At 69.8% G+C, this 19,336-nt stretch carries 16 protein-coding genes and 1 pseudogene; 16 read left to right on the plus strand and 1 reads right to left on the minus strand.

Annotated features, from left to right (window positions below; translation table 11 throughout):
• Positions 1-60 precede the first annotated feature (60 nt).
• From QE444_RS13700 to QE444_RS13755, 12 genes and pseudogenes are all read left to right on the plus strand, one after another.
• Positions 61-1,833: an IucA/IucC family protein gene (locus QE444_RS13700; RefSeq protein ID WP_309739139.1), complete on the plus strand. Its 1,773-nt coding sequence runs from the start codon at positions 61-63 to the stop codon at positions 1,831-1,833.
• Positions 1,826-3,034 carry a type III PLP-dependent enzyme gene (locus QE444_RS13705; RefSeq protein ID WP_309739141.1) on the plus strand — a complete coding sequence of 403 codons (1,209 nt, stop codon included), beginning with the start codon at positions 1,826-1,828 and terminating at the stop codon, positions 3,032-3,034. Before QE444_RS13700 ends, QE444_RS13705 begins: the two co-directional genes overlap by 8 nt.
• Complete coding sequence (locus QE444_RS13710) at positions 3,031-4,437, plus strand: DHA2 family efflux MFS transporter permease subunit (protein ID WP_309739143.1); 1,407 nt, start codon at positions 3,031-3,033, stop codon at positions 4,435-4,437. The genes QE444_RS13705 and QE444_RS13710 overlap by 4 nt, the downstream gene beginning before the upstream one ends.
• A pseudogene (locus QE444_RS13715) lies at positions 4,434-6,276 on the plus strand (IucA/IucC family protein). Before QE444_RS13710 ends, QE444_RS13715 begins: the two are co-directional and overlap by 4 nt.
• A complete protein-coding gene (locus tag QE444_RS13720; RefSeq protein WP_309739144.1) occupies positions 6,270-7,046 on the plus strand; it encodes an aldolase/citrate lyase family protein in 777 nt (258 codons plus the stop codon). Before QE444_RS13715 ends, QE444_RS13720 begins: the two are co-directional and overlap by 7 nt.
• Positions 7,043-8,893 (plus strand): IucA/IucC family protein, encoded by a 1,851-nt coding sequence (locus QE444_RS13725; RefSeq protein WP_309739147.1) that lies wholly within the window; start codon positions 7,043-7,045, stop codon positions 8,891-8,893. The genes QE444_RS13720 and QE444_RS13725 overlap by 4 nt, the downstream gene beginning before the upstream one ends.
• A complete protein-coding gene (locus tag QE444_RS13730) occupies positions 8,883-9,800 on the plus strand; it encodes an iron-siderophore ABC transporter substrate-binding protein (protein ID WP_309739150.1) in 918 nt (305 codons plus the stop codon). Before QE444_RS13725 ends, QE444_RS13730 begins: the two co-directional genes overlap by 11 nt.
• Positions 9,797-10,798, plus strand: a complete 1,002-nt coding sequence (locus tag QE444_RS13735; RefSeq protein WP_309739152.1) for an iron ABC transporter permease — start codon at positions 9,797-9,799, stop codon at positions 10,796-10,798. The genes QE444_RS13730 and QE444_RS13735 overlap by 4 nt, the downstream gene beginning before the upstream one ends.
• On the plus strand, positions 10,788-11,819 hold the full coding sequence (locus tag QE444_RS13740) for an iron ABC transporter permease (protein WP_309739153.1): 1,032 nt from the start codon (positions 10,788-10,790) through the stop codon (positions 11,817-11,819). The genes QE444_RS13735 and QE444_RS13740 overlap by 11 nt, the downstream gene beginning before the upstream one ends.
• 10 nt (positions 11,820-11,829) lie before the next feature.
• Positions 11,830-12,627 (plus strand): ABC transporter ATP-binding protein, encoded by a 798-nt coding sequence (locus tag QE444_RS13745; protein WP_285386690.1) that lies wholly within the window; start codon positions 11,830-11,832, stop codon positions 12,625-12,627.
• Positions 12,618-13,403 carry an IucA/IucC family C-terminal-domain containing protein gene (locus tag QE444_RS13750; protein ID WP_187979254.1) on the plus strand — a complete coding sequence of 262 codons (786 nt, stop codon included), beginning with the start codon at positions 12,618-12,620 and terminating at the stop codon, positions 13,401-13,403. The genes QE444_RS13745 and QE444_RS13750 overlap by 10 nt, the downstream gene beginning before the upstream one ends.
• Positions 13,388-13,999 (plus strand): RraA family protein, encoded by a 612-nt coding sequence (locus QE444_RS13755; protein WP_187979255.1) that lies wholly within the window; start codon positions 13,388-13,390, stop codon positions 13,997-13,999. The genes QE444_RS13750 and QE444_RS13755 overlap by 16 nt, the downstream gene beginning before the upstream one ends.
• A gap of 5 nt (positions 14,000-14,004) precedes the next feature.
• On the opposite strand, the gene QE444_RS13760 is transcribed toward QE444_RS13755, so the two are convergent.
• Positions 14,005-14,901 carry a LysR family transcriptional regulator gene (locus tag QE444_RS13760; protein ID WP_309739158.1) on the minus strand — a complete coding sequence of 299 codons (897 nt, stop codon included), beginning with the start codon at positions 14,899-14,901 and terminating at the stop codon, positions 14,005-14,007.
• A gap of 86 nt (positions 14,902-14,987) precedes the next feature.
• Between QE444_RS13760 and QE444_RS13765 the strand changes: the two genes are divergently transcribed.
• The 4 genes from QE444_RS13765 to QE444_RS13780 are packed head-to-tail and all read left to right on the plus strand — an operon-like array spanning position 14,988 to position 19,326.
• Positions 14,988-15,764 carry an SDR family NAD(P)-dependent oxidoreductase gene (locus tag QE444_RS13765; protein ID WP_309739160.1) on the plus strand — a complete coding sequence of 259 codons (777 nt, stop codon included), beginning with the start codon at positions 14,988-14,990 and terminating at the stop codon, positions 15,762-15,764.
• A 1-nt stretch (position 15,765) separates the two neighbouring features.
• Positions 15,766-16,521, plus strand: a complete 756-nt coding sequence (locus QE444_RS13770) for an SDR family oxidoreductase (protein ID WP_309739162.1) — start codon at positions 15,766-15,768, stop codon at positions 16,519-16,521.
• Positions 16,522-16,561: 40 nt separating this feature from the next.
• Entirely contained in the window at positions 16,562-17,962 is a 1,401-nt protein-coding gene (locus QE444_RS13775) for an aspartate aminotransferase family protein (protein WP_309739164.1), read from the plus strand.
• Positions 17,959-19,326 carry a glutamine synthetase family protein gene (locus QE444_RS13780; protein WP_309739166.1) on the plus strand — a complete coding sequence of 456 codons (1,368 nt, stop codon included), beginning with the start codon at positions 17,959-17,961 and terminating at the stop codon, positions 19,324-19,326. Before QE444_RS13775 ends, QE444_RS13780 begins: the two co-directional genes overlap by 4 nt.
• Positions 19,327-19,336: the final 10 nt, after the last annotated feature.

The following is a 19,336-nucleotide window of genomic DNA, read 5'->3' on the forward strand; positions in this document are numbered from 1 at the left end:
ACCCCCGAGTGCCGTGACACCGGATCGCCCGCAGGGACGCGCAACCTCTTGGACACTGCCATGACTTCTCTAGAATCCACGCTGCTTTCCCGCATCGTCAGCGAGCTGGCGTCTTCCCACGCCCTGATGAATTGCCTCATCAAGGAATTCGCGCTGCCGGAAAAGTGCCTGACTTATAACTGGCCGGAAGATCGGCGCGGTATAGCGCCGGCCAATTATCTGAGTTGGTTACAAGACGGCGGCGTTCCCTTGCTGATCAACTTTCCTGGAGACCGCCAGTTCTTTCTGGTCGTCGATCGACAGGATGAACTCGGCAGCCAGCGTTATCTATCCGATATCTATGTAAGACGCGGCGACCAGCCCTGGTATTGCCCGGACTTTCCCGCCTTCATCGATTATCTGCTGGAGGCCTGCGAAGAACTCGCCGGCGCCCACAATGGCGAGTTGCTGCAGCAGGTCCTGCAGAGTCAGCGCCTGACCGCGGCCATCGTCGACCACGTGCAGGTCACTCGACATCCCGCGCCGCTCAGCGACTACCTGGCCAGCGAGCAGGGCCTGTGGTTCGGCCATCCCAATCACCCGGCGCCCAAGGCGCGGCGCTGGCCGGAGCCTCTGCCGGCCGAGGCCTATGCACCGGAGTTGCACACCAGCACCCCCATGCACGTGCTGGAGGTGCCGCGCGCCGGGTTGCAGGTGGCTGGCAACGGCCTGAGCGATGCCCAGGTGTTGCAGGGCTTCGTGGACCAGGCGCAGGCCGCTCCGGAGCGGGCGCGGATCGTGCTGCACCCGGTCCAGGCGCAGCTGTTCCTGGGCGATCCGCGGGTCCAGGCGCTGGTCAGCCAGGGGCTGATCCATGACCTCGGGCCCAGCGGCGCCCTGGCCAGTCCCACCGCCTCCATGCGCACCTGGTACCGCGCGGGCCATGCCTTCTTCGTCAAGGGCTCGCTGAATGTGCGCATCACCAATTGCGTGCGCAAGAACGCCTGGTACGAACTGCAGAGCAGCCTGATCGTCGATCGCCTCATGCAACGCCTGCAGGGGCGGGTGGCGGGCCTGGACATGGTGCGCGAGCCGGGGGCCCTGAGCTGGGCACCGCCGGCGGCGAGTGCCGAGGACGAGCGCTGGTTCCGGGAGCAGACCGGCGCCATCCTGCGCGAGAATTTCTGCCTGGAGCATGGCGCCGACTGCTGCCTGCTGGCCGGCACCCTGTTCGCCCGCGACACCCGCCTGCAGCCGCAGCTGCAGGACTTCCTCAGTCGCTGCGGCGGTAGGGAACCCAGCGATCAGGCGCGGCTGGCCTGGTTCCAGGATTACCAGCGGCTGTTGCTGGGGCCGGTGCTGCGACTGTTCTTCGAGCACGGCGTGGTGCTGGAGCCGCACCTGCAGAATTGCGTCCTGGTGCATGACAATGGCCGGCCCGTCCGGCTGCTGCTGCGCGACTTCGAAGGTATCAAGCTGACCGATACCCTCGGCGCCGAGGCCCTGGACGCCCACGTCCATCCCCGGGTGCGCCAGTCGTTGCTCTACAGCCGCGACCAGGGCTGGCGGCGCATCGCCTACTGCCTGTTCGTCAATAACCTCGCCGAGGCGGTGCTGGCGCTGAGCTGGGAGCGTCCGCACCTGGCGCCGCGCCTGTGGCGGCAGGTGGAAGCCGAGTTGATCGCCATCCGCGCGGATCTGCAACGCGCCGCGCCCGAGCTGGATGCGCTGATCGCCGGCCAGCCGATTCCCTGCAAGACCAATCTCAAGGTGCGCCTCGCCGCCCAGGCCGATCGCCAGGCCGGCTACGTGCAGTTGCCTTGCCCCTGGGGCGCGGAGGTGCGTCATGGGTGAGCTACCGACCGTGGTCCGCGCCGCCCTGGTGGAAGCCCAGGCGCAGTCCAGCGATCCCCTGGCGGCCTTCGTCTACGACCTCGATGCCCTGCGGCGGCACGTCGCCGCGCTGATGGCCGAATTGCCGCCGGGCGTGGAGCTGTACTACGCCATCAAGGCCAACAGCGAGGCGCCGATCCTGGCGGCCCTGGCGCCGCTGGTGCACGGCTTCGAGATCTCCTCCGGTGGCGAGATCGATCGCCTCGCCGCCTGCCCGCAGCGCAAGCCGTTCATCTTCTCCGGTCCGGGCAAGCTGGATTCCGACCTGCGCACCGCCCTGAGCGCCGGGGTCGAAGCCATCCACCTGGAGAGCCTCGGCGAGATCCAGCGCCTGCAACGCCTGGCCCGCTCCCTGGAACGGCTACAGCCGGTGTACATCCGCATCAATCCGCAATTGCCGGCCGGGCTGACCAGTACCCTGGCCATGGCCGGCACGGCGACGCCCTTCGGCTTCGACGAGGCCGACCTGCCCACCGCAGTGGCGGCGGTAGAAGCGGCCAGCCACCTGCAGCTGCAGGGCTTCCATGTGCATGCCCTGTCGCACCAGCACTCGGTCGAGCGCCATTTGCACCTGCTGGACTTCTACCTGGAACGCTGGCCGCACTGGCGCGGCCTGGCCCGGTGCCCGGAGAGCCTGGTGCGGCTCAACGTCGGTGGCGGCATCGGGGTGGATTACCGCGAAGGTCGGCGATTCGACTGGGCGCGGCTGTGCGCGCACCTGCGCGCCCGTCTGGCCGCCCAGGCGCAGCCGCCACTGATCCGCTTCGAACCGGGCCGTTTCCTCGCGGCCTTCTGCGGCTACTACGTCATGGAGGTGCTGGATACCAAGACCAGTCATGGCCAGCACTTCCTGGTCTGCCGCGGCGGAACCCACCAGTTCCGCCTGCCGGTGGCCCAGGGGCACGATCACCCGGTGTTGCACCTGCCCCGCGAGGCGCGGACGACGGCGACCGGGGGCAAGGCCTGGACGGTGGTGGGCCAGCTCTGTACCCCCAAGGATATCCTCAGCCGCGGCCAGCCGCTGGGTGAGGTACGGGTGGGCGACCTGCTGGTGCTGCCCCTGGCCGGCGCCTATGGCTACAACATCTCCCACGCGGATTTCCTCTGCCATCCGCGCCCGCGGCAGCTGTTCCTCGACGGGAACGGGAGGGCCTCGGCGTGAGCGTGGCGATCCCGCGGGTCTGGGTGGCGGTGAACGTGCTGCTGGGCACGGTCACCGTCAGCCTGGCCAATACCGCGCTCAATCCGGCGCTGCCGGCCTTCATCGCCGCCTTCGACCTGGGGCCGCTGCTGGCCAGCTGGATCGTCGCCGGCTTCATGGTGGCCATGGGCATCACCATGCCGCTGACCGGTTTCCTGGCCGGGCGCCTCGGGCGCCGGCGGCTCTATCGCCTCGGGCTGCTGGCCTTCATCGCCGGTTCGGCGCTGGGCGCCCTGGCCGAGTCCATCGCCGGCGTGCTGCTGGCGCGCATGGTTCAGGGGGTGGCCAGCGGCCTGATGATTCCCCTGGCGCTGGGCATCATCTTCTCCGTCTATCCCAAGGAGGAGCGCGGGCGGGTGACCGGCTGGTGGGGTGGGGCGGTGATGCTGGCGCCGGCGGTAGGGCCCTTGTGCGGCAGCCTGCTGCTGGAGGTGTTCGACTGGCGCGCCCTGTTCCTGCTCAACGTCCCGGTGGGCCTGCTGGCCCTGGCCATGGGGCAGGTGGTGCTGCCCGCGGATGGCCCTCGCGAACACCAGCCCTTCGACCTGGCCGGCTACCTGCTGATCGCCGGTGGCCTGGGGTTGCTGCTGGTGACCCTCGGCCGGCTGCGCGAGTTGGCGGCGCTGGGCGAACCCCTCAATCTGCTGGCCCTGGCGGCCGGCTTCCTGTGCCTGCTGGCCTTTGTCCGGCTGCAACTGCGGCGCAGCCATCCGCTGCTGCCGCTGCGACTGTTCGCCCTGCGCGGCTACCGGGCCAGCGTCATCATCGCCGTGGTCCAGGCGGTGGGCATGTTCGAATGCCTGGTGCTGCTGCCGCTGCTCATCCAGCTGGTACTGGGCCACAGCGCGCTCTGGACCGGTCTGGCACTGCTCTGCACGGCGCTGGCGGCGGCGCTGTTCGGTCAGGTCGGCGGGCGCCTGCTCGACCGCCGCGGACCCCGTGGCGTGATCGCCACCGGTCTGGCGCTCAGCGGCCTGGCCACCCTGGCCCTGGGTGTGGTTGGCAGCCATGCCGGACTCGCCTGGATCTGCGCGCTGATGGTGCTGCGCGGCGTCGGCCTGGGGCTGTCCTACATGCCGGCCACCACCGCCGGCCTCAATACCCTGCCGGATGCCCAGGTCACCCAGGGCGCGGCCATGAACAACATCGCCCGGCGCCTGGTGTCCTCGGTGGCCGTGGTGGCCGCCTCCCTGTGGCTGGAACTGCGCCTGGGCGGTGCGGCCGGCTGGGGCCCGCGCGAGGCTGCCACCGGCGTCGCCATCCAGGACGCCTTCATCGCCACCGGTCTGTTCATCCTGCTGGCACTGCCCTGGGCCTGGCGCTTTCCCGCCGGCCAATCCCTTTCCGTTCGGAGGTACTCATGACCGCTCAGCTTTCACTTCCTGCGCAGCCCTGGCCGTCGCCCGCCGACGCCGCCCTCTATCGCCAGGTGGAGCAGCGCGTGGTGGCGCAATTGCTGCAGACGCTGATCTACGAAGAGGTGCTCAGCGCCCAGGTACAGCCAGTGGCGGATGGCCTGGCGCAGTATCGCCTGGCCGGTCGCGCCGCCGATGGCCAACCGGTGCAGTACCTGGGCTATGCGCCCGCCGCTGCCAGCTTCGGCCTGATCCGCCTGGACCCCCAGCGCCTGGTGCGCCAGGACGCCCAGGGCAGCCGTGCGCCGACGCTGCACGAGACCCTGGCCGAATTGCTCGGCGAGCAGAGCGCCGCGCCGCTATGGCCGCGCTTCGTCCAGGAGCTGGAGCAGACCCTGCTCAAGGACCTGCAGTCGCGCCGCCAGGATTATCGTCCCGATCGCCCGGCCCACGAACTGGATGTGGACGCGCTGGAACGGCACTTCATGGATGCCCATGGCTACCACCCCTGCTACAAGTCGCGCATCGGCTCTCTCCCTGGCCGAGAATCGCCGCTACGGACCGGAATTCGGCGAGCCGATCCAGCTGGTCTGGCTGGCCCTGGCGCGCGAGCGGGCGTCGGTGGGGCACTCTCGCCACCTGGATTTTCCGGCTTTTATCGCCGAGGAATTCGGCGCCCAGCGCTGGGCGGCCCTGGCCGCCGAGTGGCGCGAACAGGGGCGGGCGCTGGACGACTACCAACTGATCCCGGCGCATCCCTGGCAGTGGGAGCAGCACCTCGCCGCGCTGTTCCAGCCCGAGCTGGTGAGCGGCGAGCTGCTCTACCTGGGCACCTCTCGCGACCAGTACGCCGCCCAGCAGTCCATCCGCACCCTGGCCAATCGCAGTGCGCCCCGGCGGCCCTACGTCAAGCTGGCGATGTGCCTGACCAATACCTCCAGCACCCGCATCCTGGCGCGTCATACGGTGCTTAACGGCCCAATCATCACCGACTGGCTGCAGCGCCTGATCGAAACCGATGCCACGGCCCGCGACCTGGACTTCGTGGTGCTCGGCGAGGTCGCCGGCGTCGCCTACGACAGTCGCACGCTGCCAGTCAGTCGCGCGGGGCAGGTCTACGGCACCCTCGGCGCCGTCTGGCGCGAGAGCATCCATGCCTATCTGCGCGCGGATGAGCAGGCGGTTCCCTTCAACGGCCTGACCCAGGTGGAGAATCGCTACGGTCAGGGTGCGCCGCGGCCCTTCGTCGCCGCCTGGATCGAGCGCCACGGCCTGGACGCCTGGCTGCGGCAACTGCTCAGGGTCACGGTGACGCCGCTGATGCACATGCTCCACGCCGAAGGCATCGGCATGGAGTCCCACGGCCAGAACATCGTGCTGATCCACCGCGACGGCTGGCCGCTGCGCATCGCCCTCAAGGACTTCCACGACGGCGTGCGCTATGCCGAGCGCCACCTGGCGCGCCCGGAACTGCGCCCGACCCTGGAGCCCTTGCCGGCGAGCCACGCGCGGATCAACCGCAATTCCTTCATCCTCACCGAGGACGTGGACGCGGTACGCGACTTCACCTGCGATGCCTTCTTCTTCATCGCCCTGGGCGAGCTGGCGGTGTTCCTGCGCCAGCACTTCGCCCTGGCCGAGGCCGACTTCTGGCAGGCGACCGCCACGGTCATCCTCGACTATCAGCGCGCCCATCCCCAGCACCGGGAGCGCTATGCGCTGTTCGACGTCTTCGCCCCCACCTTCGAGGTGGAGGAGCTGACCAAGCGACGCCTGCTGGGCGATGGCAAGCGGCGTTTCAAGGCGGTGGCCAACCCCCTGCATCCCTACCGGCCCGCCGCATGCTGAGGCGCAATCGACTTAAGGCCGCCCTGGCGGCCGGCACGCCCAGCCACGGCCTGTTCGCCTCGTTGCCCACGCCCGCCAGCATCGAGCTGATCGCCGAAGCCGGCTACGACTTCGTGATCATCGACCTGGAGCACGTGCTGATCAATCCGGAAACCCTCGAGAACATGATCCGCACCGCCGAGAGCTACGACCTCACGCCGCTGGTGCGGGTGCCGGACGCCGAGCCCAAGCGCCTGCTGCGCCTGCTCGATGCCGGGGCCCAGGGGATCGTGCTGCCCTGCGTGGAAGACCCGGCGGTGCTGGCCGCCGCGGTGCGCGCCTGCAAATACCACCCGGAGGGCGAGCGCAGCCTCAATGCCGGGCGGCCTGGCTCCTTCGGCAAAACCAGCCTGGCCGACTACGTGACCCGCGCCAATGCGCAGATCCTGGTGGTCGCCATGATCGAGAGCGCCACCGGCGTTGCCCGGGCAGCGGAGATCGCTGCGGTACCGGGAGTGGACCTGCTGCTCGAAGGGGCGGCGGACCTGTCGCAATCCCTCGGTCGCCCCTGGCGCATCGCCGATCCGGAGGTGCAGGAGGCCTTGTGCCAGACCTGGGACTCGGCAAGACGCCAGGGCACACCCTACTGCGCCATCCCCCGGCAGCCGGAGGACCTCGATCTCTGGCGCGCCCGGGGCGTCACCACCTTCGTGCTCGGCGACGAGCGCGGCATCGCCTTTCGGGCCCTGCAGGCCCGCCTGACCGCCCATTCCTGCGGAGAATCCCCATGAACGCCCAGACCCTCGCCACCGATCTGATCCTGCAGGACCTGTTCGACTGCCTGCTGGCCGAAGACGTCTTCGCCCCGCTGGCCGTGACCCTGGCGGCCGCGGCCCCGGAACATCCCGTCATCCTGCAGCCGGCCGCCCCGGAGGAGCGTCTCTGGGAGTGCTGCTGCGATCCCCGCGAGCAGCGCTTCATCGCCGCGCGGGTGCGCCCGGGTATCACCCAGGCCTGGGTAAAGGTGCCCGATACGCCGATCCTGGCGCGCCAGGGCGACGCCTGGAGCACCCTCACGCCGGAAGCCTTCGTCTCCCTGGTCTTCGCCGAGGCGGCGGCCGACCCTGAGCAGGCACGGGGCATCGCCCTGCTGCGCGAGACCCTGGCCACCAGCCTGCGGCAAACCCGGCTGTCGCTGGAACGACCCCTGGTCCCGGGTCCGCTGCTGGAGGGCGACGGCCAGACCGCCTTCCTGCAACTGGAGCGCTGGGCCGCTCTGCGGGATCGACCCTATCACCCCCTGGCCAAGGCCAAGCTGGGCCTGAACGACGCCGACTACCAGGCCTACCAGGCCGAATTCGGCCAACCCGTGCGCCTGGCCTGGGTCGCGGTGCGCCGCGATCAGCTGCTGTGCGGCGAGGGCGTGGCGGCGGAGGGCCAGGGGCCGGCGGCCGACCTGCTGACCCCAGCGGCGCTGGCCGAGTTGCAGGCTGAATTGCAGCAGCGCGGCCTGGCCGAGAGTCACCTGGCGCTGCCGGTACACCCCTGGCAACTCGCCGAGGGACTGCCGGGCCGGCTGGACGAGGCCTTCACCAGCGGCGTCTGCCAGCACCTGGACTTCGCCGGCGCACGTTGCCACGCAACCTCGTCGCTGCGCTCCATGCTCATGGAGGAGGGCGCGGGCGTGGCCCAGCTCAAGTTGCCCATGGCGGTGCATTCCCTGGGCGCCTCGCGCTACCTGCCGGCGGTGAAGATGATCAACGGCTCGCGCAGCGAGGCCCTGTTGCGCCAGGCCCGCACCCTGGACCCGGTGCTCGCGGAGAGCCTGCACCTGTGCGACGAGTCGCGCTGGTGGGCCTTCATGCCGCCGGCGGCGACCTTGTTCGACGAGGCGCCGCGGCATCTGTCAGCCATGGTGCGCGGCTATCCCGCGGCGCTGCTGGCCGATCCCGACTGCCGGCTGCTGCCCATGGCCGCGCTCGGCACGCCGTTGCCGGGCAGTCGCCGGCATTTCTTCGATGACTGGCTGGCGGCCCGGGCGCTGGCACCGACGCCGGCCAACGTCCAGCTGTTGCTGGGTGAGCTGTGCCACAGTTTCATCGATCTCAACCTGCGGATGTTCCGCCTCGGCCTGCTCGGCGAGGTGCACGGGCAGAATGCCGTGCTGGTCTGGCGCGCCGGGCGCATCCAGGGCCTGCTGCTACGCGACCACGACTCCCTGCGCCTGTACGTGCCCTGGCTGGAGCGCCAGGGGCTGGCCGATCCGCAGTACCGGATCAAGCCCGGCCATGCCCAGACGCTCTATCACGAGCATCCGCGCGATCTGCTGTTCTGGTTCCAGACGCTGGGCATCCAGGTCAACCTCAGGGCCATCTTCGAGACCGTCGCGAACTGCTACGCTGTCCCGCTGACCGCTGCCTGGACGCTGCTGCGCGAGGTACTGGAGGAGCGCATCGCGGCCCTGGACTTCGACGCCGAGGCCCGGGCGCTGCTCCGGGAGACCTTGTTCGAGGCACCGGACTGGCCGCAGAAGTGGCTGCTGCGCCCGATGATCGAGCGGGCCGGTGGGCCCGGCAGCATGCCGTTCGGCAAGGGCAGGGTGGTCAATCCCTTTCATCAGGTGAGCCATGCCCCCTAGTGTTTCCCTCTCTATGACCCGCCGCCGCCTGCTCGGGCTCGGCGGCGTGCTCGCCACCGGCCTGGCGCTGCCGCCAGGCGTCGCCCGGGCGCAGTCCACGCGCGTGGCCACGCTGTTCCAGGGTGCCACCGACAGTGCCGTGGCCCTAGGGCTCAGGCCTTGCGGGGTGGTCGAATCCTGGAGCGAGAAACCTGTCTATCGCTACCTGCGCCCGGCGCTGGCAGGGGTGCCCTCGCTGGGTCTGGAAACCCAGCCAAGTCTGGAGGACCTGGCGCTGCTGGCGCCCGACCTGATCGTCGCCTCGCGCTTTCGCCATGGCCGGATCGCACCCTTGCTGCAGCAGCTGTGCCCGGTGGTGATGCTGGAGGAGGTCTTCGAATTCAAGCAGACCCTGCTGGCTCTGGGCACCGCTGCGGGGCGTGAAGCGGACGCCATGGCCCTGCTGCAGGCCTGGCAGGCGCGCATCGCCCGTCTGCGCGAGGCGCTGCAACGCCATTACGGGACCCAGTGGCCGCCGACGGTGGCGGTACTGGATGTGCGCGCCGATCACCTGCGCAGCTACCTGGCCGACAGCTTCGCCGGGCGGGTACTCAGCGAACTGGGCTTCGCCTGGCCGGCGGCCAGCCAGGGCAGCGCTGCGCCCTCGATCAAGCTGACCTCCCGGGAAAGCCTCCCGGTGGTGGAGGCCGAGGTCTTCTTCGTCTTCCTGCGCGCCGACCAGGCCGCGGTGCAGCGCAACTACGCCAGTCTGCTCGAACACCCGCTCTGGCAACGCCTGAGCGCCCCCCGGCGCGGGCAGGTCTGGCGGGTCGACGGGGTGGCCTGGAGCCTGGGCGGCGGCATTCTCGCGGCGAATCGGCTGCTGGACGATATCGAGGGCGTTCTGGCCGCCCAGGGGGCCGCATGAGCGCACCCTTCAGATTGCTGCTGCTCGCCCTGGCCCTGGCGCTGACCGCCGTGCTGAGCCTCTCGGTCGGTGCGCGCTGGATCGCGCCTAGCAGCGTGGTGGCGGCGCTGGTGCAGGATCCTTCGCTGGCGCTGGATGCCACCCTGGTCAACACCACGCGCCTGACGCGGCTGCTGGTCGCTCTGGTGGTGGGTGCCAACCTGGCAGTGGCCGGTGCCCTGATGCAGGCCATGACGCGCAATCCCCTGGCTTCGCCGGGGCTGTTCGGCATCAACGCCGGGGCCACCTTCGCCCTGGTGCTGGGCATCACCCTGCTGGGGCTGTCCAGCACGGAAGGCTGGGTGCTCTGCGCGCTGCTGGGCGCGGCGGTGGCCGGCACCCTGGTCTGGATCCTGGGCAACCGGGGCCAGGCGCGCCTGACGCCGCTGCGCATCGTGCTGGCTGGCGCCGCCCTGGCGGCGCTGTTCACCGCCTTCAGCCAGGCGCTGCTGGTGATCAATCAGGAGGGCCTGGACAGCGTGCTGTTCTGGCTGGCCGGTTCGGTGGGTGAGCGCAACCTGGCCATGGCTGCGCCCCTGCTGGTGTTCAGCCTGCTGGCCCTGGCCGCCGCCATGGTCCTGGCCGGGCAGCTGGATGTACTGGTCGCCGGTGACGACCTGGCCCGTGGCCTCGGCCAGCCGATCGGACTGATCCGGTTGCTGGCCGGGGTGCTGGTGATCTGTCTGGCCGGCAGCGCCGTGGCCCTGGCCGGCAACATTGGCTTCATCGGCCTGATGGTGCCGCACCTGGTGCGCGGGCTGTTGGCCCGCGCGCGAAACGAGCATCGCTGGCTGATCCCCGGTTGCGCCCTGGGCGGGGCCCTGCTGCTGGTGCTGGCCGACAGCCTGGCGCGGGTGGTGATCCTGCCCCAGGAGGTGCCCGTGGGCATCATGACCGCCCTGTTCGGCGGGCCGATCTTCATCCATCTCGCGCGCCGGGGAGGCCGCCATGGCCGTTGAGATCGTCTGGCGGCTCGGCCGCTTTTCCCGGCGCCTGGCCCCGGCCACCCTGGGGCGGCTGGCCGTCGCCGCGCTGGTGGCCCTGGCGGCCCTGCTGCTGTGCCTCTGCCTGGGCAAGGTCTGGTTGACGCCCGCCCAGGTGCTGGCCGCCTTCGCCGACGACGCGCACGGCGGCCTGGGTTTCATCGTCACCCAGTTGCGCCTGCCGCGGGCGCTGCTGGCGGCCCTGGTCGGCAGCGCCCTGGCGGTGTCCGGCCTGCTGCTGCAGGGCCAGGTGCGCAATCCCCTGGCCTCGCCGGACCTGCTCGGCATCACCAGTGGCGCCAGTGCCGGGGCGGTCTGCTATCTGGCGTTTCTGGCCGGGAGTCTCGGGCCGCATGGCCTGCCGCTGGCCGCGATGCTCGGCGCGGGCCTGGCGGCGCTGCTGGTCTATGGCCTGGCCTGGAATCACGGAGCCTCGCCGTTGCGGCTGGTGCTGGTGGGGGTAGGGGTATCGGCCATGCTCGCCGCGGCCACTACCTTCCTACTGGTGTTCAGTCCGCTGACCACCACGCTGTCCGCCTACGTCTGGCTGACCGGCAGCGTCTATGGCGCCAGCTGGCCGGAGGTGCGCGCCCTGGGCCTCTGGTGGCTGGCCCTGTTGCTGCCACTGGCGGCTCTGGCGCGACACGCCGTGCTGGCACAACTCGACGACGACCTGGCCCGCGGCCTCGGCGTGCGTCTGCAGCGGCAACGCGCGGCCCTGCTGGCGCTGGCCGTGGCCCTGGCCGGGGTGGCCATCGCCTGGGGGGGTGCCATCGCCTTCGTCGGTCTCATCGCGCCCCATATCGCCCGCCGCCTGCTGCCCAGTGGGTTCGCCGGTCAGGCGCTGCTGGCGGCCCTGGTGGGAGCGCTGCTGGTGATGCTCGCCGACCTCCTGGGTCGTACCCTGTTCCTGCCCCTGGATCTGCCGGCCGGCATCTTCGTCGCCGCCCTGGGGGCGCCCTTTTTCCTCTACCTGCTGATCCGGCAACGCCCCTGAAGGAGGCTTCATGGCAACCCTGGCCAGCCGCGGCCTGACCCTCGGCTACGGCACCCAGACCATCATCGAGGCCCTCGACCTCGACCTACCACCGGGTCGCGTCTCGGTCCTCATTGGCAGCAACGGCTCCGGCAAGAGCACCCTGCTCAAGGCCTGCGCCCGGCTGCTGGAACCGCGCCAGGGCCAGGTGCTGCTCGACGGCCAGGACATCCACCGGCAGTCCACCGCCGCCCTGGCCCGGCGATTGGCGGTCCTGCCACAGACCCCGGTGGCACCCGAGGGCATCAGCGTGCGGCAGCTGGTCAGCCTGGGCCGCTATCCCTACCAGAACTGGATGCGTCAATGGTCGTCAGACGATGCCGCGGCGGTGGACAAGGCGCTGCGCCTCACCGACCTGCTGGCGCTGGCGGAGCGGCCGGTGGACGACCTCTCCGGCGGTCAGCGCCAGCGCGCCTGGATCGCCCTGACCCTGGCTCAGGATACCGACTGCCTGCTGCTGGACGAACCCACCACCTACCTGGACCTGGCGCACCAGATCGAGGTGCTGGACCTGCTGCGCCAGCTGAACCGGGAGGAGGGCAAGACCATCGTCATGGTGCTGCACGACCTCAATCTCGCCTGCCGCTATGCCGATCACCTGGTCGCCGTCCACCAGCGTCGCGCTTACGCCCAGGGCGCTCCCGCGGCGGTGTTGACGCAAGCCCTGGTACGGGAGGTGTTCGCCCTGGAATGCCGGATCATCGCCGATCCCTATTTCGGCACGCCGCTGTGCATTCCCTTCGGTCGCGAGGTACCGCCATGTGCCTGAGGCTCACCTTCGACAGTGCCCAACGGGACGAGCTGCGCGCTACCTTCGGCCTGCGCGAAGCCAGCGAGCGCGATGGGCAGCACAGCCAGCCGGTCGCCGCCTGGCTGGACGCCGCGCGCTGCGCCGAGTTGCTCGACGATCTGGCGGCGCGCATGCAAGCCCCCACGCGGCGGGTCGCGGCGTCGTTGCTGACCAAACGGCTGGGCTTCCTTACCACCGGGGTGGCCTTTCACGCCCTGTCGGCCTATGACCGGCGCCTGGACCTGACGCCTGGCAATGTCTGGATCGAGGATGGCCACGCCCAGGGGCGCTGGCGATCGGCCCTGCCGTTGAGCGATACCCGGCCGCTGCCTGCCGTGGAAGATCATGCCACTGCCCGGGCGTTGCTGGCCCGCACCCTGTTCGGCGAGTTGCTGCGGCCGCTCTGGGAGACCCTGGCGCAGGTTGGCCGCGTCTCGCCCCGCATCCTCTGGGAGAACGCGGCGGTGCGGCTCTATTCGCTGTACGACCGGCGCCTTGCCGAATTGGCCGATCCGGCCATTCGTGCCCGCTGCGCCGAGGACTTCGCCTGGCTGCTGGCGGCCACGCCGGCGGAGCTGGGACTGGAGACCAATCCGCTGGCGCAATTCCGCCGGCCTGCAACGGCCAGTACCGTGGGACGTCCCGTCCGCTTCCGGCGCACCTGCTGCTTCTACTACCAGGCCACGGCACCTGCCGAATACTGCTCCAACTGTCCGCTGATCCGCCCCCGGGAGGCCGTATGCCCAGCCACCTGAACGAGCTGCCGGCCGCGCTGATCGCCGGCTACGCCGAGATTTCCGCCTCGACCCTGGGTCATCTCGGACGTACGGGTTACCTGCCCGAGCTCAAGCCGGCGGTAGCCGGCGCGCGCCTGCTGGGCCGGGTGGTGACGGCGCGCATTCCCTTGCCCCACGGCGCCCTGTTGCGCGAGGCGCTGATCGCCAGTCGCCCGGGCGACGTCCTGGTGATCGAGGCCGTCGGCGATCCCCACTGCGCCTGCTGGGGCGAATTGCGCACCCTGGCGGCCCTGGTCAAGGGCCTGGCCGGCGTGGTGGTGAGCGGCGCCATCACCGACATCCAGGCGCTTCGCCAACTCGGTCTGCCGGTCTTCCATCGCGGCATCAGCGCCGTCACCACCCAAGGCGGCGAGGCGCTGGGCGAATTGGACGTCGAACTCCAGCTCGGCGAGACGCTCGTCTGCCCCGGTGACCTCGCCCTGGGAGACGACGACGGCCTGTTCATCCTGTCGCCCGCGCGGGCCACAGCCTTGCTGCCACTGGCCCAGGCCAAGGAAGCCGCGGACCAGGCGCGGCGTGTGCAACTGCTGCAGCGGCTCACCGAAGGGCGCTAAGGCTACTATTCAGGCTTGGTGCCGATCTGCTCCCGCAGGAGTTGCAAATAACGCCGCGCGCCCAAGCCCTGGGGGCGGTTCTTGATCCAGATGACGTCGATCCAGCGACGGATCTGGCTGGCCATGTTGTCGAATTGCACCTGTTCGAGCAGCCCGGTGGCGATCAGTGGGCGCACCAGTGGGTGAGGCAGATAGGCCCAGCCCAGCCCGGCCTGCACCAGGTCCAGCGTCGCCAGATAGCTGTCGGTGAGCCAGACCCGCTGCGACAGCACGATCTGCGGGTCCGAGGCGTTGCGGTCGCCGCCGGCCACCACGATCTGACGGGTATCGGCCATCAGCGTTTCGCCCAGAGGTCGACCGGTGCGGGTCGAGGGGTAGCCGGGCGCCGCCACCGCCGTGAGCAACTGGCTGCCGGCCTCGGCGAAACCTTCCTGCTCGTTGATCCCCGGTCGTTCGAAGATCAGCGCCAGGTCGACGCTGCCATCGTGCAGCAGGCGGATCGCCTCGGCGCGTGCCGCCGAGCGGATCTCGATTTCCAGCGCCGGAAATTCCTCGGCCAGGGTCACCAGCGGCCGACTCCAGGCACCCGTCTGCAACTCCGGCGCCATCACCAGCACGAAGCGCCGCTCCAGCCCGGCGTACAATTGCAGGGCATGGGCGTCGAGCAGGTTGAGCTGGCTGGCCACCTGCCGCGCCTGGGGTTCGAGGGCGCGCGCGGCGGGGGTAGGCAAGGCCTTGCGGGTGGCGCGATCGAACAGCACCAGGTCCAGCTCGGCCTCCAGCTGGGAGATCGCCATGTTCACCGCTGACGGCACCCGCCCCAGGACGCGGGCCGCCGCGGAAAAGGAGCCCTCGTCGATCACGGCGAGGAATACCCGAAGCGTTTCGCTGGTAAAGGCCATGGTTGTCAATTTCGCTGATAACGATCGTCTTTTTGTATCAGCCAGACAGGCTTAGAGTCCAGTCAGACCACAACGGAGACAGCGACATGAGCGAGTCGATGGCGGGCCAGGTGGCCCTGATCAGCGGTGCTGGCAGCGAAGCCGGCATCGGCATGGCGATAGCCCGCCGCCTGGGCGCGGCGGGGGCACGGTTGCTCGTCACCGCCAGCAGCACCCGGATCGCGGAGCGGGTGGCGGAATTGCGCGCCGCCGGCTTTACCGCTGAAGGTCAGGCCCTGGATCTCACCGAGGAGGCCGCCGTTGGCGACTTCTGCCAGTGGGCCGAGGCGCGTTGGGGCCGCATCGACATCCTGGTCAACAACGCCGGCATGACCATGCAGGGCAGTCCCGAGCCCCTGGTGGAGGTGGCGCGGATGACCCTGGCCGACTGGAATATGACCCTGGCGCGCAACCTGACCACGGCCTTCCTGCTGACCCGTGCCGTATTGCCCGGCATGCAGGCGCGCGGCTATGGCCGCATCGTCCACGTCAGTTCCGCCACCGGCACCCGGGCGGGCATTCCGCAGGCAGCGGCCTACAGCGCGGCCAAGGCGGCCATGGTCGGCATGAACATGAGCCTGGCGCTGGAGGTGGCCGGGCAGGGCATCACGGTCAACGCCGTGGCCCCCGGCTGGATCGAAACCGCTTCCAGCCTGCCGGAAGAATTGCAGGCGGCGACGCGGGTCCCCGTGGGTCGCGCCGGCCGCCCCGCCGAGGTCGCGGCGGCGGTGGCCTTCCTGGCCTCGCCCGAGGCGAGCTACATCACCGGGGAATACCTGGTGGTGGACGGCGGCAACAGCCGCATCGAAAACAAGGGGGCCTGACATGCAGCCGGTTGTACTGGTCAGTGGGGTTCTGGGTGGCATCGGGGGGGCGGTGCGCGAGCATTTCCTGCAGGCGGGCTGGCAGGTCTTCGGCACCGATCTCGACGGCGCAGCCCTGGCGGCGCTCCAGGCCGACGGCCACCTTGCCGGCCAGCACGCCGCCGACCTGCGCCAGGCCCGCGCGAGCCGGGAGGTGGTCGCCAGCGTCCTGGACCGCCTCGGTCGCCTCGACGCCCTGGTCAACTGCGCCGGCGTCTGGCGCGAAGGCCCGGCCGAGACCTTCAGCGAGGAAGACTTCGACCTGGTGCTGGACGTCAATCTCAAGGCCAGCTTCTTTCTCTGCGCCGCGGCCATTCCCGCGCTGCGCGACACCCGCGGCGCCATCGTCAACCTGAGCAGCGATGCCGGCCGCCAGGGCAATCGCAATGCCGCCGTCTACTGCGCCAGCAAGGGCGCGGTGACCCTGATGACCAAGGCCCTGGCGCTGGATCTGGCGCCCAGCGGGGTGCGCTGCAACAGCATCTCCCCCGGCGATGTGGCGACGCCCATGCTGAACTTTCAGGCAGAGCGCTACGGCAATGGCGATCCCGCCGCCTATCTGCAGGAATTGCTGGAGAAGTATCCGCAAGGCGAGCAGGCGCGCTTCATCCAACCCGAGGAAGTCGCCGAACTGGCCTTTTTCCTGTGCCAACCCGCCGCCCGCTCCATCACCGGCGCCGACCTGGCCATCGATTGCGGCGTCTCGGCCGGGCACTGAGCCCGGGCCGAGCCGCCCTCCACCCCAAGAGGAGTCCGACATGACCACCAGTGGTATCAGCGAAGCCGCCGTCCAGACCTTTGTCGCGGCCGAACGCGAGCGCTTCCTGGCGCGCAATCCCCAATCCCTCGCCCTGGCCGAGCGGGCCCGGCATTCGCTGTTCGGCGGCGTGCCCATGCACTGGATGAACGACTGGTCGATGCCCAGTGCGCTGTTCGTCAGCCATGCCCAGGGCTCGCGCTTCCACGATGTAGACGGCCACGAGTACATCGACTTCTGCCTGGGCGATACCGGCAGCATGTTCGGCCATTCGCCGGCGCCCATCGCCCGGGCCCTGGCAGAGCAGGGCGCGCGCGGGCTCACCACCATGCTGCCCGGCGAGGATGCCGTGGTCGCCGGGGAGTTGCTCGCCGAGCGCTTCGGCCTGCCGTTCTGGCAGGTGGCGACCACCGCCACCGACGCCAATCGCTATGTCATCCGCTGGGCGCGCGCCATCACCAATCGCAAGGTGCTGCTGGTGTTCGACGGCTGCTACCACGGTACCGTCGACGACGTCATGGTGCGCCATCAGGAGGGTCGCACCGTGCACCGCGGCGGCCTGATCGGCCAGGCGCACAACCTGGCCGAGACCAGCCGGGCCGTGCCCTTCAACGACCTGGCGGCGCTGGAGGAGGCGCTGGCGAAGGGCGACGTCGCCGCGCTGATCTGCGAACCGGCCATGACCAACATCGGCATGGTGCTGCCCGCCCCGGGCTTCATGGACCAGGTCCGCGCCCTGACCCGGCAATACGGCACCCTGCTGATCATCGACGAGACCCACACGCTGTCCACCGGCCCCGGCGGCTGTACCCGCGCCTGGAATCTGCAGCCGGACTTCATCACCTTTGGCAAACCCATCGCCGGGGGCGTGCCCTGTTCGGCCTATGGCTGCAGCCACGAGATGGCCCAGGCCATGCGCCTGGCACAGCAGCACGCCAGCGAGACCAGCCACGGCCATGGGCACAGCGGCATGGGCACCACGCTGTCGGCCAATGCCCTGGCCATGCGCTGCCTGAGAGTCAACCTGGAGGAAGTGGCGACGCCGGCCGCCTACGAACGGATGCTGCCGCTGGCAGCGCGACTGGCCGCCGGTCTGCGCGCGGTGATCGCCCGCCATGGCCTGGCCTGGTCGGTGACGGAGCTGGGCGCCCGCTGCGAATTCCAGTTCTGCGCCACGCCGCCCACCACCGGCGCCGAGGCGGAAGCCGCCTTCCATGACAGCCTGCAGCAGGCGTTGCACCTCTATCTGATCAACCGGGGCATCCTCATCACCCCCTTCCACAACATGACCCTGTGCTGCCCGGACCTCGCTGCGGCGGACGTCGATCTACTGCTCGCCACCCTCGACCAGGGCCTCGCCGAACTCCTGGCGCTGCCCGGCGCCCGGGAGTGTCAGTCATGAACTTCGCCGACGCCCAGGAAGCCCGCGACTTCCTCGCCGCCCACCCCGAGGTGCGCAGCATCGAACTCATGCTGATCGATGCCAATGGCGTGCCCCGCGGCAAGCTGCTGCACCGGGACGAATTGCTGGCCATCTACGAAGAGGGCCGGCCGCTGCCCAGCTCCATCCTGGCGCTGACCCTGCAGGGGGAGGACGTCGAAGCCACCGGTCTGGTCTGGGAGGTCGCCGATGTCGACTGCTGGACCTATCCACTGCCCGGCAGTCTGACCCTGCAACCCTGGCGCAGCACCCCGACCGGTCAGGTGCAGGTGAGCATGCACCCGACCCAGGGGCTGCCGGCCACGCCCGCCGATCCCCGGCACGCCCTGGTACGGGTGATCGAACGGCTGCAGGCCGACGGCGTCCAGCCGGTGATGGCGGTGGAACTGGAGTTCTATCTGCTCGACCGCACCCGCGACGCCCAGGGCCGGCCGCAACCCGCGCTGCAGATGAATGGCGTGCGACCCGGCTCGCCGCAGGTCTACGGGGTCTACGAACTGGAGCAGCTGCAGCCGTTTCTCGATGACCTCTACGCCGCCTGCGAGGTGCAGGGCCTGCCGGTGCGCACGGCCATCTCCGAATACGCCCCCGGCCAGCTCGAACTGACCCTGCTGCACCGCTTCGACGCCCTCCAGGCCATCGACGAAGGCATTCGCTACAAGCGCCTGGTCAAGGGCGTGGCCAACCGCCACGGCCTGCAGGCCTGCTTCATGGCCAAGCCGTTCGGCGACCAGGCGGGCAGTGGCCTGCACCTGCACGTCAGCCTGGCCGATGCCGAGGGCAATAACCTCTATGCCAGCGAGGACCCGCAGGGCACGCCGCTGCTGCGCCATTCCATCGGCGGCATGCAGCACCGGATGCTGGACGCCCTGGCGATCTTCTGTCCCAACGCCAACTCCTACCGCCGTTTCCAGGCCAACAGCTATGCGCCGCTGGCCAAGAGCTGGGGAGTCAACAACCGCAGCGTATCCCTGCGCTTACCTGGAGGTCCGGCCAGCAGTCGCCACATCGAGCACCGCATCTGCGGCGCCGATGCCAATCCCTATCTGGCCGCCGCGGCCATCCTCGCTGCCATCCACGAAGGCATCCGTGACCGACGCGACCCGGGGCCGGCCATCGTCGGCAATGGCTACGAGCAGGCCACCGACTTCCTGCCCACCGACTGGCTCACCGCGCTGCAGGCGCTGGAGCGCTCCAGCTGGATCCGGGAGGCGCTGGGTGAGGGTTTCATCGAGGTCTATCTGGCGATCAAGCGCGCGGAGTACCGGCAATTCATGGCCGAGGTGGGCGAGCAGGACTGGCGCTGGTATCTGACCCACGCCTGAGGGGTCGGTG

It is taken from the genome of Pseudomonas sp. SORGH_AS_0199, assembly GCF_031453735.1.
In the GTDB taxonomy this organism is placed as follows: domain Bacteria; phylum Pseudomonadota; class Gammaproteobacteria; order Pseudomonadales; family Pseudomonadaceae; genus Chryseomonas; species Chryseomonas aestiva.

Bases quoted from the DNA above. Each gene is read 5' to 3' on its own strand.
- QE444_RS13700 (WP_309739139.1), top strand. From the start codon at position 61: ATGACTTCTCTAGAATCCACGCTGCTTTCCCGCATCGTCAGCGAGCTG.
- QE444_RS13705 (WP_309739141.1), top strand. From the start codon at position 1,826: ATGGGTGAGCTACCGACCGTGGTCCGCGCCGCCCTGGTGGAAGCCCAG.
- QE444_RS13720 (WP_309739144.1), top strand. From the start codon at position 6,270: ATGCTGAGGCGCAATCGACTTAAGGCCGCCCTGGCGGCCGGCACGCCC.
- QE444_RS13725 (WP_309739147.1), top strand. From the start codon at position 7,043: ATGAACGCCCAGACCCTCGCCACCGATCTGATCCTGCAGGACCTGTTC.
- QE444_RS13730 (WP_309739150.1), top strand. From the start codon at position 8,883: ATGCCCCCTAGTGTTTCCCTCTCTATGACCCGCCGCCGCCTGCTCGGG.
- QE444_RS13735 (WP_309739152.1), top strand. From the start codon at position 9,797: ATGAGCGCACCCTTCAGATTGCTGCTGCTCGCCCTGGCCCTGGCGCTG.
- QE444_RS13740 (WP_309739153.1), top strand. From the start codon at position 10,788: ATGGCCGTTGAGATCGTCTGGCGGCTCGGCCGCTTTTCCCGGCGCCTG.
- QE444_RS13745 (WP_285386690.1), top strand. From the start codon at position 11,830: ATGGCAACCCTGGCCAGCCGCGGCCTGACCCTCGGCTACGGCACCCAG.
- QE444_RS13750 (WP_187979254.1), top strand. From the start codon at position 12,618: ATGTGCCTGAGGCTCACCTTCGACAGTGCCCAACGGGACGAGCTGCGC.
- QE444_RS13755 (WP_187979255.1), top strand. From the start codon at position 13,388: ATGCCCAGCCACCTGAACGAGCTGCCGGCCGCGCTGATCGCCGGCTAC.
- QE444_RS13760 (WP_309739158.1), bottom strand. From the start codon at position 14,901: ATGGCCTTTACCAGCGAAACGCTTCGGGTATTCCTCGCCGTGATCGAC.
- QE444_RS13765 (WP_309739160.1), top strand. From the start codon at position 14,988: ATGAGCGAGTCGATGGCGGGCCAGGTGGCCCTGATCAGCGGTGCTGGC.
- QE444_RS13770 (WP_309739162.1), top strand. From the start codon at position 15,766: ATGCAGCCGGTTGTACTGGTCAGTGGGGTTCTGGGTGGCATCGGGGGG.
- QE444_RS13775 (WP_309739164.1), top strand. From the start codon at position 16,562: ATGACCACCAGTGGTATCAGCGAAGCCGCCGTCCAGACCTTTGTCGCG.
- QE444_RS13780 (WP_309739166.1), top strand. From the start codon at position 17,959: ATGAACTTCGCCGACGCCCAGGAAGCCCGCGACTTCCTCGCCGCCCAC.